Raw genomic sequence first — 11,489 nt, 5'->3', positions numbered from 1 at the left:
GGCTACCAGCCGCCTGCGCCAGAGGTCCTCATCTGGCCAACCGAACCGAGCGGATCAGTGCCGTCCGCTCGCCCTGCCATCGTCACGCGACCGACGATGCACTAACTTCGAACATGGGCCACCGAACGGGGGCAGGCCACTCATTCGTGACAATCGATAAGGCTGTCATGATGACCAACATTGGTCTCTGCGAAATGCTTCGTATGATTCTGGACGGAAAGGTCCGCGGTCTGAGCATCAATCCGGATCTGCCAGGTGTGAGGGCGATCCTCATTTCCGAGAACTGGGTCAAGGCATTGATGCGTCAGAGCAGAGCCAGTTGTCTGCCTCGCAAGCAGGCGGCGAAAATTTTGCACGTCGAAGACTGTGCAATTACGCATCTGCTTCAGATCGGAGTTTTGAACCAGCCAGTCCAAGATGCCGACGATCCTGCGAAGAGCAACGCATCTGGCCTCGATGAGAAATGCTTTGCGAGTTTTCACAGCTTATACGTTTCTGCGAGCGAAATTGCGAAGGAATATGGTGTGATCCATACTCAAATCATTGTCGGTTTCCGGGTCCTCGGACTTACTCCGTCCTTCGACCCCAAGCGGATCGAAGCTTACATCTACGACCGTGCCGCGGCTCAGAGCATTGTAGAGCAGGAACTAAAGGCTCCAATGGGCGAGGTAGCCCTGCGTGCGGCATGTCAGAGGAACAGCAAAAACGCACGTGTCGCAGCGAAGGCTGTCACGGTGGTCAAACGGTTGCGCAAGGCTTTCGAGGCGACAGATCACAAGCATCGTGGCTTGGCGTGAGTCATAACAAGTCCGACTGGGCACAAGTGCGAGGCCATCACTTCCCAGTCGCGTATCCCCCTCTGCCTATGATGCGGAGATCTCTCAATATTATGAATCGATTCTATGATTCAAATATCGAATTTGATTCCTTGAGAGAATCACTCGAGCGTCTTCCGCTTAATCTGGTTCGTATCCTGCTGCGGCGATGAAGTTGGCGCACTCGTGGGGGCTGACGGTGTCGACGAGGCGTCCGATGGCCGTCCGGAGTCCCTCGACGATGCGTTCGGAGGCCTCGCGCAGCAGCGTCTTGAGTTTAGAGAAGGCCATCCCGATCGTCGTGAGGGCGGACATCCAGCGGATCGAGGTGGCGATGCCGACCCCAAAGTGCGCCGCCGCATAACGCCGCGAGCTCGTTGCGGCGGCTTCCACCACCCACCCACGCAGATCAAGGCTGGGGGATCGTGCCAATCCTCGCTTCTCCCCCCCCCAAGGCGATCTGTGAAGCAGCTGGCGGCGGCTCCGATAATCCGCACACTATCAATCCAGCACAAGGCGAAACCGCGGAAAACGGAGGCATCAAAAGTCTGATAAAAATCAATAGCTTGCGTGGCGATGATTCAATTTTAGGCTGGGCCTGTAGATAGCACAAAAAAATCCCAATGAAAGACAGTGGCTTACCGCCACTCAAATGGCAGAACTTTACTGCACTTCACAGTGGCGCCCGGCAGCCTCGGCCAGGGGGTCGGTGCCGGGGGCGGCCGATTCCGCCCAGGAGGCGGCGTAGGGCGGGGCCGCCTCGGGCTCGGGGCCGAGGCAGTCGCGCCAGACCCCGCGCACGAGGCCGAGGCAGTCGCGGCCGACCCCCTTCACCGAGGCCTGGTGGCGGTAGGGCGTGCCGATCCAGGCCCGGGCCGAAGCCACGATTCTGTCCTGCCCGATTCTGTCCTGCACGATCCGGTCGGGGTCGCGAAACCTCATCGGAACAGGCTGCCGCCGTCGAGGCCGGGGCCGGAACCGGGCGCGTGACGCACCACGAAATCGTTGCCGGGCATGTGCGGAAACCCCTGAAAGTTGAGGCTGTTGGCGAACTTGCGCCCGCAGGTGGCGAAGCGCTTGTCGCACCCGGCGGTGACCGTGAAGCCGTCGCCGGGCCGGACCGGGCGGGGCGGGGCGGGGCCTGCCACAGGGCGAGGCGCGGGCCCGTCGGATCGGCGGCGTGGTCGCGGATGTCGGTGGCGTGCCCGGCCTGGGCGCCCCCGGTCCAGACGAGGCGGCCGGCGGTGAACCAGCCGGGCGCGAACGCCGCCGCCAGGGCGACCCGCAGGGTGCCGGGTTCCGGCACGGCCACGACGGTGCCGGTGGTGCGGAACGCCGGCCGGTCGCGGTCGACGCGGCAGCGTCCGTCGCCGAGATCGGCCGAACAGGTGGCGCGGTAGGTCCGGCCGGTGGGCACGTCGAGGCGGTCCATGAGGCCGCGCACCTCCGCGACGAAGGCGGCCCCCGCCCGGCGCACCTCGCCGAGCGTGCCGACATCGAGGAGCAGGCGGGTCTCGGGATCGGTCCAGTCCACGAGCCAGGTCTCGACGCCGGCGCCGTCGTAGAGGCCGCCGGCGACGTCCGCGTCGGTGATCCCGAGGGCGGTGAGGGCGCCGGCCACCTCGCCGCCACCGACGGCGAAGCCGAGTTCGGCGCTGGCTTCCGCCGCCTCCAGGCCGGAGCGGGCCGCGTAGACAACGCCCGCGAGGGTGAGGTCGCGGTCGTGATCGGTGAAGCCCAGCGCCGCGCCGTCGCGGCGGGTGAGGGCCCAGCAATGGCACAGGGTGGTGGCCCCGCCGGAGAGATGGTCGGCCAAGTTTCGGGGCAGGTCGCGCATGGCCAGGGATTCCTACGGGACGATCTCGATCAGCGGCACCTTGGGGATCTCGCCGGCCGTGAAGGCCGAGAGGTCGACGGTGAGGTCGTCGGTGTCGAAGCGGACCGGCACGTCGAAGAGGAACCCCGCCGTCACGCTCGCCCCCGCGGGCGGGGCCGCCGCAAGGCCGACCACGCCCGTCGTGCCGTCGCAGGTGAAGGCGGCCGGCGGCAGGGCGATGCCATCCACCGCCACGGTCACGCTCTCGGCCACGGGCTTCGTGATGACCCGCCGGTAGGGCAGGGGGCCGCTGCCGTAGGTCTTCGCGAGCTGGAACGTCCGGTTCGCCCCATCGCCGGTGCCGAGGCGCTGGTCGGTGGCCGAGACCGGGCGCGAGGGCGGCCCGGAGCGGGAATCGATCCGGTCGCGGTAGCGGAACCCGTAGAGGCGCCCGCGCCGCTCCTCGAAGAACGCCAGCACGGCGTGGAGCGCGTCCAGGGTGCGGATGCCCAGACCCGCATCGTATCGCCGGCGCGAATCCGCCCAGCGGCTGTTGCGGTGCTCGCGCCCCGACGCGAGGGTGACGATCTCGGTCATCCGCCCCGGCCCGCCGCCGCCGCGCAGGGCGACGTCGAGGGGAAAGCGGACCTCGTGGAAGTCGGCGCCCATGGGCGGCTCCTGGGTTGGAGGATCGGTCACAGCCCCCGCCTTCCCCGCGCCACGGCGCGGGCGAGGCCGGCGGCGACCTGGGCCTCGGAGCGGCGGAAGCCCGCGATGTCCGGGGTGGTGATGTTGACGGTGACGGGTCCGCCCCGGGCCTCGGCGCCGGCCGCGACCCCGAGGCGGCCGTCGCTGCCGCGCTTCAGCGGCAGGATCGCCTCCGGCCCGGCCTCGCCCATGAGGCCGTGGCCGCCCTGCATGGGAAAGTAGGTGGGGGCCGCAACGATGCCGCCGGCCGCGAACGGCCGCACCCGCCCCTGCGCGATCACCCCGCCCCGGGCGAAGGCCTCGGTGCCGCCACTGAGGCCGGCGTTGAGGGCGCCCTTCACCAGGCCGGTGATGCCGGCCTTGACGGGGGTGAGCGCCGCCTTGAGGGCGAGGGTCGAGAGCTTGGTTGTCAGGGTGCCGAGCAGGGTGTCGAGCTGGCGCCCGGCGCCGAGGCTGCCGCCGAGCGCCTGCGACAGGCTCTTGCCGAAGCTCTGCGCCAGCCGGTCGAGGGTGTCCAACTGCTTCTCCCGGCCGGCCTGGGCGCGGTCGGTCTCGGTCTCGGCCATACGGGTATCCTTGGATCCGGTGATCAGGGGATATCGGGATGGGCCGCGAGCAGCCGGTCGAAGTCGGCCCGGCCGGCGGCCGGCGCGTGGGCGAAAAGGCCTGCGGCGGCGAACAGTTCGCGCGGCGTGGCGCGCCAGAGATCGCGCGGGCGCCAGCCGAGGCGACCGAGGGCGAGCGCGAGGACATCGTCCCACGGGAAGGCGGAGGCGGGCTCCGGCGCGCTCCCGCCCGTGGGGCTCAAGGGTTTGGGGGCGGCGCCTCGCCGAAGGCGGACGCCAGGGCCTCGCCCAGGGCCGCCGCGATCGGCTCCAGGCCGCCGGCGAGCGGCAGGGCGGCCACGTCGGAATCCGCGAGGGCGTGGCCGCCGCCGCGGAGCGCCGCGCCGAGGAGCGCGATGAGGTCGCGGGTGGCGAGGTGCCCCCCGGCGAAGCGCTCGGAAAGCCCCGTGAGGTCGCGGGCGCCCAAAGCCGATTCGAGTTCGGCCAGGGCCCCGAGGGTGAAGCAGAGGGTGTAGCGGTCGGCCCCGAGATCGAGGGGCACCTCGCCGCGCCTGCGGTTCGCCATGAGTCTCAAGCCTCCATGGGTCTCAAGCCACCTGGATCAGGCCGCCGTGAAGGTGAGGGCGCCGGCGGAATCCAGCGCCAGGTCGAAGGTGACTTCGCCGGAATGGTCGCCGCGGTACTCGAGACTCGTGATCTGGAACGGCCCCTCCAGGGTGCCGAAGCCCGGCACCACCACCTGGAAGGTTTCGAGGGCCCCCTCGAAGAACAGCTGCCGCAGGCGGGCGTCGGAGGCCTCGTCGCGAAACACCCCGGCGCCCGCGATGGCGGCCCGGCGCACGCCGGCCCCGGAGAGCAGCTCGCGCCAGCGCCCGGCGGATTCAGCGTGGGTCACGTCCACGGTCTCGGCGTTGAAGGCGATCTGCCGGGCGCGCAGGCCGGCGACGGCCACGAAGCCGCCGCCGCTCGCCACGCGGATGAGAAGGTCCTTGCCGCGCTGTGCGCTCATGGTCGGATTCCGGAACGTGGGAGAATGGTCAGGCCGGGCGGTGCTCGGTGACCGCCTGGAGGGTGAGGGTGGCGCGGGCCTCGCCGGTGGCGGGGTCGCGGGTGGCCCCGAGCCGCGCGACCCGCAGGGTCACGAGGTGGTGGCCGGGCAAGGCCAGGGGCGCGTCGGCGAGGAGGTCGGCCATGCGCTCGGCGGCCGCGAGGCCCGAGCGGGCCGAGCCCGGCCGGGCGTAGAGCACGAGGCTGAGGCTGTGGGCGTGGCTGGCCGCGCCGTCGACGGCGTCGTCGCGGATCTCGGCGTCGCCGAACACGCCGTAGACGGGCACCGCCCCGCGCGGCGGCTCGTCGTAGAGCCTGAGCGAGCCGCCCATGAGCCGGGCGAGGGTGGCATCCACGGTGAGATAGGCGAGGATCGCGCCGCGGAGCGCGAGCAGCGGGCTCGCCGAGACCGGATCGGCCACCGGACTCGTCATGGCGCGCGCGCCCCGGCCAGGAGTTCCTCGACCCGGCAGACGAGCTCGCGTCCCCGCCCGTCGGGGTCGCTCGCCGCCCGGATGGCGAAGCGGCGCGGGCCGGCGGCGAGCCGCATGGCGGGGGTGACGTCGGCGCGGTAGGCGAGGCGGACCCGGTGGGTCTCCACGGCGTCGAGGCGGCCGCCCCGGACTTGTTCGGGGGCACCGAGCGCCTCGAGGGCGCCCCACAGGAGGGGGCCGGGGACGTAGCGGCGGACCACGCCGCCGAATCCGTCCGGTTCCTCCACCGGCCGTTCGAGGACGAAGCGGCGGCGGCGCGCGCCGATGGGCACGCGCGGATTCGAATCGAGCATGATCGGCTCCGGAGTTAGAGGCGCAGGCGGCGCAGGGACTCGACGAGGGCGGCGACCGAGGGCGGCGGCGCGGCGGTGTCGCCGCGATGCTCGAAGCCGTGGGCGGCGAGCAGCCGGATCGCCTGGGCGAGCCCGGGGGGAACCGGGAGCGCGTCGCCGCCGTATCCGGCGCTCACCTCGACGAGGGCGGCGCGGGCGTCGAGCGGGGGCGCGCCGGGATCGATGCGGAGCGCGGGTGACTCGAAGGGGTCGGGTCCGAGGCGCACGACGCCGGGGGGCAGGTCCGCCACCGCTCCGCGCGCATCGACGAGGCCGGCCCGCTCCACGGCCGACAGGGGACTGAGCGGCAGGGGCACGATCCCATCCGCGGGCCAGGCCGTGAGCATGATCCGGTAGCGGCCGGGCGCGAGGAGACGCCGGGTCGCGGCCTCGATGCCGGCGCGGGCCGCCGCCAGGAGGGCGCCGATGAGGGCGTCCTCGGCCCCGCCCTCGTCGGAATCGAGGCGAAGGTATGCGCGCATCTCCGCGACGCTCACCGGCTCGACGGTGGGGCCTGCGACGCGTATCGGGGTCATCGATGGTCTCCTAAGGGTAGGATGGGTCGCCGATGGCGCGGACGGGTCTCGGGCTTTTCGCCCTGCTGATGGGCGTCGCCGGCCCGGCCTCCGCGGTGGTGGGCGGCGATCTGGCGCCCGACGCGTCCGGTGCCGTGATGGTGCTGTCCTCGAACGGGGGCGTGTGCACCGGCGTGGTGGTGGCGCCGGGCGCCGTGCTCACCGCCGGCCACTGCCTCGCGCCGCGCCTCGTCCACCGGGTCCATTACAAGGACGCCGCCGGGGCGCCGGTGCTGGCCGAGCCCGCCGCCACGGCGGTGCATCCCGGCTACGATGCCGGCGCCGTCGCCGGGCGCCGACGCTCCATCGACCTCGCCCTGGTGCGCCTCGCCGCCCCCCTGCCGGCGCCGTTCGCGCCCGCGACCCTGAGCGCGGCGATGCCGCGCGCCGGCGAGGCCCTGACCGTCTCCGGCTACGGCGTGTCGAAGCCGGGGGACCCGCGCAGCACCGGCACCTACCGGCGGGCCGGCGTGCCCGTGGTCGAGCCCTACGGGCCGAGCCGCATCCTCGTCTGGCTGCGCGGCACACAAGGCTCCGGCGCCTGCCAGGGCGATTCCGGCGGACCGGTGACGGGCGAGACCGGTGTCGTCGCCGTGGCGGCCTGGGTCGGCGGGGCCTGCGGCGGCCTCTCCCAGGGCGTCCTGCTCGGGCCGCAGCGGGCCTGGATCGACGCGACGCTCGCCGGCTGGGGCCTCGCCGCCCGCTGGGACCGACCCTGAGCCCGCGCGGACGCGTCGGCGCGGACACGGAACCAGAGCTTGGCCGGGTCATTGCCTTCGGGTAGGCTTTCACCATTGCAGTCCGGGACGCCTCCCGTCGGGGCCGGAACGCGGGAGAGACACGATGCTGCCCACCGCGTTGCGCGCGACGACCTTTCGGCGCCTCACCCCTCGCCGGATTGCCGTGCGTCAGGTCGCTTTGGCGACCGCGATCGCCCTCCTGCCCGCCCCCGCCCTCGCGGTGATCAACGGCGCGGTCTCGCGCGATCCCAACGGCCTGCGCGCCTCGGTGGTGCGCATCGAGAGCACCCAGGGCGAGATCTGCTCGGGCACCCTCATCGCCGCCGACCTCGTGCTCACGGCGGCGCATTGCGTGATGCACCAGGCCGGCTACAGCGTGGTGGTGGTGGACCGCGCCTTCCGCTCGCGCCGCATCAACGCCCTGGCGGCCGCCATGCACCCCGACTTCGTTCCCGGCACCACGCCGGAGGACCAGCCGGGCACCGATCTCGCCCTGATCAAGCTGGCCGAGCCGCTGGGCGGCGATTTCCAGCCCCTCGACCCGCGCGGCGGCGGCATCAACACCGGCGACGCCGTCGAGATCGCGGGGTTCGGCGTGGTGGCCGAGAACCGGCGCAACACCGCCCGCACCCTGCGCCAGGCCCAGCTCGTCTCCATCGGCTCGCTCCAGGTCGCCAATCGCGTCACCGTGGTGACCGACCGCCGCCGCCTCGCCGAGACGGCGGGCGCGGGCGCGTGCCTGGGCGATTCCGGCGGCCCGATCCTGCGCGGCGGCCCGGGCGGCTACCAGATCGTCGGCGTGGTGAGCTGGTCGAGCGGCGCCATGCGCCAGGACAAGCGCGCCCGCACCGCCTGCGGCGGCTTCACCGCCGTCACCCCCACGGCCGAGCACGCGGGCTGGATCTCGTCGCGCGCCGCCGAGATGGGGCGGATGCAGGGAGGCACGGCCATGGGTGGCCGCACCGAGTGGATGGCACGGCCGGGGCGGCGGTGAGGACCTGCCGCCGCCGGCAACCCTAGAACGTGGCGGCCGGTCCGGTAATCTGGACCTCCACGTCGAACTCGCCGAAATGGTCCGGTAGTTCACGGGCCGCCAGCGCCGACTCGGCGAAGACCTTCACGGTCCAATCGTCGCCGCGTCGATTGAGGCCCAGGCCAACGGCACGATCGCCGCGACCGGCCGCATATCGGGATGCGAACGCATCCTTGGCCGCCATCGCCGCCGGCTTCGATGCGCGCAGTTTTTCCCGTGGGTCACTCATGTCACGCTCCTGCCGCCTGAGTGTAGAGGTCGATTTCGAGGGCTTCAAGGACCGTCCGGATCGGGTTTGCATAAGTGATGCCGTGCCCGTGGAGGCCCCCCGTTTCGGTTCCGGCAAACAGAAGCGCCGCCGGCCGGCCGTCATCCGTGCAGATCAGCGCGCCGCTGTCGCCGCCCTTTGAGAAAGGCCCGTGCGTGCCGCTGATCGCGATCTGGCGATTGAAGATCGCGAACTTCGCACGGGCACCGCTGATCATCTGGACCCGAACGTTGTCGACGTCGATCGCTTCGACCCAGCCTTCCCGGAAATCCGTTGTCCGGCCGACCTTCTTCACCGGCATCCGCTCCAAGAGGAGATCCTCGATCTCGCCGATGTCCCAACCGTTGGCGCCCATGACGATCTGATCGATCCGGCGGGGATCGCAGTCGCGTCCCGCGTCGAGGCGGGCGAACGCGCAATCCACGAGGTTCGACGCCGTGGGGTCGAAGTCGATGGGCACGAAGGTATGGAGCCGAGCGACGTGGTGGTCGGCCTCCTGCATCCGGCCACCATCGGCACGACCGGGCTGGAGAATGATGTCGCCGACACGGCCACGGTTGGTGTTGGCCAGCACGTGATTGTTCGAGAGGATTCCGATGCCGCCGTCGCGATCGATGCCGAAGCAGCCGATCGTTCCCGCCGTGATGCGGTGATGGCCCACGGAATGTCCCATGCGCAGGGGGCGGCATGGCTTGGCGTTGGCCGAGGCCCGGCGCCTGACGCGACCCGTGACGCGGACCTCGATCTCGCCGCGCGCGATACGTTGCGCCGCCTCGACGACGGGGTGATGAAGCAGCTTCTTGTGCTGAACGAACAATCCGACCTTCAGGGCCGCGCCCTGTTCGTGATCGGGCCGGTTCCTCAGGATGCCGACGGCGATCTTCTCCTTCGGGTCGAAGGTTCTTTCGCGCCGCGCGTGCAGGATATCGGCGTGGGCCTGCGTGCCCGGCAGGGGCGCAAAGGTCGGCAGTTCATCGTCATCCAGAGCCGCACGCGGAACCTCGCCATAGCGGAACGCACGCCGGAACACGTCGGCCTTGGCGTTTTCTGCCCCATCCAGATTCATTTCAGTTGCCTCAAGAAACCTCAGGTTGATTTTGAGACAGTTCAAGGGACTGGGGAAGGCCTCGGTTCCCGAAAATCCCGTTGTCCGGCTCGTAAACCGCAGGTTGTGTCTCGGCATCAACAGATTTCGGACCGGACGGCGCCCCCGGCCCGTGAAGGACCGGGGACGCACGGCGGTCAGGCGAACTTCAAGAGCTTGATCGCATCGAAATCCTGTACCCCGCCGCCCACACGCTTCGTCGTGTAGAACAGCACGTAGGGCTTGGCCGAGTAGGGGTCGCGCAGGACCCGGAGACCCGCGCGGTCGACGACGAGGTAGCCGCGCCGGAAATCGCCGAAGGCGAGGGACAGGCTGCCGGCGCCCGCATCCGGCATGGCCTCGGCCTCCGTCACGGGGAATCCGAGGAGGGTCGCGGTGCGATCGGCGGCCTGGGGCGGCTGCCACAGGTAGTTGCCGTCGGCATCCTTCATCTTGCGGATCGTGCTCTGCAGGCGCCGGTTCATCACGAAGCCGGCGTTCTGGCGGTAGCCGGCGCGCAGGGCATAGACGAGGTCGAACAGCACATCGGCCGGGTTGGCGGCGGGGAACGCCCCGGCGGCCCCCGTGGCAATGAGCCCGAGCTTGCCCGGGACCCAGGCGGCGTTGGCCACCGTGTCGTAGCTGAGGAAGCCGCGCGGGCGGCTCACCCCGTTGCCGGTCACGAAGGCGGTGCCCTCCTGCTCGGCGAACGCGGTCTCGACCTCGTCGGCGAGCCAGGCATCGATGTCGACGACGGCGTCGTCGAGCAGCGTCTGGGTCGCGGCCGGCATGGCGTAGAGCTCCATGGCCGGAAAGCTCAGCTCCGACAGGGTCGGCGCGTCGGTCTGCGGCCGGGGCGCGGCCTCGGCGACCCAGCCCGACACCGCCTCGGTCACCGAGACGGCGCGCTTGTACTGGCCGCCCGAGATGGTGCGCACGGTGGCGAGGGCCCGGATCGGCGAGAGGCGGGCGAGCCGGGTCAGCACGTCGCGCTCGATGGTCGCCGGCACGAGGTACCCGCCATCCGGGCCGGAGCCCGCCGACAGGGCCTTCTCCTCCAGGCGCTTGAGGCCGCCGCTCTCGCCGGCCCGGACGTAGAGATCGAAGGCGGTCTTGTGCTCCGTGGCGGCCGCGTCCCGGGGCGGCGCGCCGGCGCCGAGGGGCGCGCGGCGGCCGTCGAGGGTGAGGCGGTCGAGGCGGGTGCGGGCGGTGTCGAGGGCCGCGTCGATGCGGGCGAGCTTCTCCTCCGTCAGCACGTCCGTCCCGAGCCGGCCCTCGATCTCGGCGAGCCGGGTGTCGTTGGTCTCGCGGAACGCCGCGAAGGCGCCCTGCAGGTCGGTCATGGCGTGGGCCACGGCCGGATCGCCGCCGGCGGCCTTGTCCTCCAGGGGAAAGGATTTCGTTTCGATGGGGGTGTGGACGGTCATGCGAACCTCTGACGGTTGGGGAGGCGGGCGGCGACGGGCCGGGTGGAAGGGGGCGCACGCGGTGGCGCGACGCGCCGGGCGAAGGCGTGGAGCGCCTGCGCCAGGGGCTCGGATTGCATCGGGGCGGCTTTCGCCGCGATGCGCGCGCCGGGCTGGAGCGGGAAGGTGACCAGCGAGATCTCCCACAGGTCGAGGCTGTGGAGCCGGCGCAGGCCGCCGCGCTCAGGCGCCGCCCTGACGGTGCGGAACCCGATGGAGAGCCCGTCGAGGGCGCCCTCGCGCAGGAGCGCGTCGAGTTCGCGCGCCCGCTGCACGGCGAGGTTGAGCCGGCCCGCGACCCGCAGGCCGCGCGCGTCCTCGACGAGCGACAGCCAGCGCCCCACGGGCTCGGCCGGATCGTGCTGCCACAGCATGCGCACGCCGGCCGCGCCCCGCGCGCTCAGGCTCGCGGAAAACGCGCCCGGCGCCACCACGTCGCGCCCGAGATCGGGTACGCCGAACAGGCTGGCATAGCCGGTGAAATGGCCGTCCATCGAACCCTCCGGACTCGGTTTGCGAAATTGGCCTGCGGGATGGGGCCGGAT

15 protein-coding genes and 4 pseudogenes are annotated in these 11,489 nt (G+C 71.3%); 3 read left to right on the top strand and 16 right to left on the bottom strand.

The window, feature by feature from the left end:
* The coding region (locus MKK49_RS08925) for a hypothetical protein (RefSeq protein ID WP_244027807.1) at window positions 1-797 on the top strand (797 nt) is incomplete at its 5' end.
* Between the two features lie 159 nt (window positions 798-956).
* Here the strand turns inward: MKK49_RS08925 and MKK49_RS08920 are convergent.
* The 12 genes and pseudogenes from MKK49_RS08920 to MKK49_RS08870 form a co-directional block, all read right to left on the bottom strand.
* A pseudogene (locus tag MKK49_RS08920) lies at window positions 957-1,112 on the bottom strand (IS630 family transposase); the annotation flags it as partial.
* Window positions 1,107-1,247 (bottom strand): annotated as a pseudogene (locus MKK49_RS24775) (IS630 family transposase); the annotation flags it as partial. The pseudogenes MKK49_RS24775 and MKK49_RS08920, both read right to left, overlap by 6 nt.
* Before the next feature lie 246 nt (window positions 1,248-1,493).
* A pseudogene (locus tag MKK49_RS08915) lies at window positions 1,494-1,757 on the bottom strand (hypothetical protein); the annotation flags it as partial.
* Window positions 1,754-2,652, bottom strand: a pseudogene (locus MKK49_RS08910) (DUF2163 domain-containing protein). The pseudogenes MKK49_RS08910 and MKK49_RS08915, both read right to left, overlap by 4 nt.
* Window positions 2,653-2,664: 12 nt before the next feature.
* Window positions 2,665-3,300, bottom strand: a complete 636-nt coding sequence (locus tag MKK49_RS08905) for a DUF2460 domain-containing protein (RefSeq protein WP_244027803.1) — start codon at window positions 3,298-3,300, stop codon at window positions 2,665-2,667.
* Window positions 3,301-3,326: 26 nt separating this feature from the next.
* Window positions 3,327-3,905 carry a phage tail tape measure protein gene (locus MKK49_RS08900; RefSeq protein WP_244027802.1) on the bottom strand — a complete coding sequence of 193 codons (579 nt, stop codon included), beginning with the start codon at window positions 3,903-3,905 and terminating at the stop codon, window positions 3,327-3,329.
* A 23-nt stretch (window positions 3,906-3,928) separates the two neighbouring features.
* Entirely contained in the window at window positions 3,929-4,147 is a 219-nt protein-coding gene (locus MKK49_RS08895) for a phage tail assembly chaperone (RefSeq protein ID WP_244027801.1), read from the bottom strand.
* Complete coding sequence (locus MKK49_RS08890; RefSeq protein ID WP_244027800.1) at window positions 4,144-4,470, bottom strand: gene transfer agent family protein; 327 nt, start codon at window positions 4,468-4,470, stop codon at window positions 4,144-4,146. The genes MKK49_RS08895 and MKK49_RS08890 overlap by 4 nt, the downstream gene beginning before the upstream one ends.
* A gap of 36 nt (window positions 4,471-4,506) precedes the next feature.
* A complete protein-coding gene (locus MKK49_RS08885; RefSeq protein ID WP_244027799.1) occupies window positions 4,507-4,914 on the bottom strand; it encodes a phage major tail protein, TP901-1 family in 408 nt (135 codons plus the stop codon).
* Between the two features lie 28 nt (window positions 4,915-4,942).
* On the bottom strand, window positions 4,943-5,386 hold the full coding sequence (locus MKK49_RS08880; protein WP_244027798.1) for a DUF3168 domain-containing protein: 444 nt from the start codon (window positions 5,384-5,386) through the stop codon (window positions 4,943-4,945).
* A complete protein-coding gene (locus tag MKK49_RS08875; RefSeq protein WP_244027797.1) occupies window positions 5,383-5,739 on the bottom strand; it encodes a phage head closure protein in 357 nt (118 codons plus the stop codon). Before MKK49_RS08875 ends, MKK49_RS08880 begins: the two co-directional genes overlap by 4 nt.
* A gap of 14 nt (window positions 5,740-5,753) precedes the next feature.
* On the bottom strand, window positions 5,754-6,314 hold the full coding sequence (locus tag MKK49_RS08870) for a hypothetical protein (protein WP_244027796.1): 561 nt from the start codon (window positions 6,312-6,314) through the stop codon (window positions 5,754-5,756).
* A gap of 32 nt (window positions 6,315-6,346) precedes the next feature.
* Between MKK49_RS08870 and MKK49_RS08865 the strand changes: the two genes are divergently transcribed.
* A complete protein-coding gene (locus MKK49_RS08865; RefSeq protein ID WP_244027795.1) occupies window positions 6,347-7,072 on the top strand; it encodes a S1 family peptidase in 726 nt (241 codons plus the stop codon).
* 124 nt (window positions 7,073-7,196) lie between these two features.
* On the top strand, window positions 7,197-8,087 hold the full coding sequence (locus MKK49_RS08860; RefSeq protein WP_244027794.1) for a S1 family peptidase: 891 nt from the start codon (window positions 7,197-7,199) through the stop codon (window positions 8,085-8,087).
* Between the two features lie 22 nt (window positions 8,088-8,109).
* On the opposite strand, the gene MKK49_RS08855 is transcribed toward MKK49_RS08860, so the two are convergent.
* The 4 genes from MKK49_RS08855 to MKK49_RS08840 are packed head-to-tail and all read right to left on the bottom strand — an operon-like array spanning window position 8,110 to window position 11,438.
* Window positions 8,110-8,310 (bottom strand): hypothetical protein, encoded by a 201-nt coding sequence (locus MKK49_RS08855; protein WP_244027793.1) that lies wholly within the window; start codon window positions 8,308-8,310, stop codon window positions 8,110-8,112.
* 46 nt (window positions 8,311-8,356) lie between these two features.
* Window positions 8,357-9,631 carry a hypothetical protein gene (locus tag MKK49_RS08850; RefSeq protein ID WP_244027792.1) on the bottom strand — a complete coding sequence of 425 codons (1,275 nt, stop codon included), beginning with the start codon at window positions 9,629-9,631 and terminating at the stop codon, window positions 8,357-8,359.
* Window positions 9,632-9,636: 5 nt separating this feature from the next.
* The gene (locus MKK49_RS08845; RefSeq protein WP_409565042.1) at window positions 9,637-10,905 is read right to left on the bottom strand and encodes a phage major capsid protein; all 1,269 of its coding nucleotides are present in this window, start codon (window positions 10,903-10,905) and stop codon (window positions 9,637-9,639) included.
* The gene (locus tag MKK49_RS08840) at window positions 10,902-11,438 is read right to left on the bottom strand and encodes an HK97 family phage prohead protease (RefSeq protein ID WP_244027791.1); all 537 of its coding nucleotides are present in this window, start codon (window positions 11,436-11,438) and stop codon (window positions 10,902-10,904) included. The genes MKK49_RS08845 and MKK49_RS08840 overlap by 4 nt, the downstream gene beginning before the upstream one ends.
* Window positions 11,439-11,489: the final 51 nt, after the last annotated feature.

This window comes from Methylobacterium sp. J-090 (assembly GCF_022829345.1).
In the GTDB taxonomy this organism is placed as follows: domain Bacteria; phylum Pseudomonadota; class Alphaproteobacteria; order Rhizobiales; family Beijerinckiaceae; genus Methylobacterium.
This window is presented reverse-complemented; position numbering and strand designations above follow the sequence as displayed.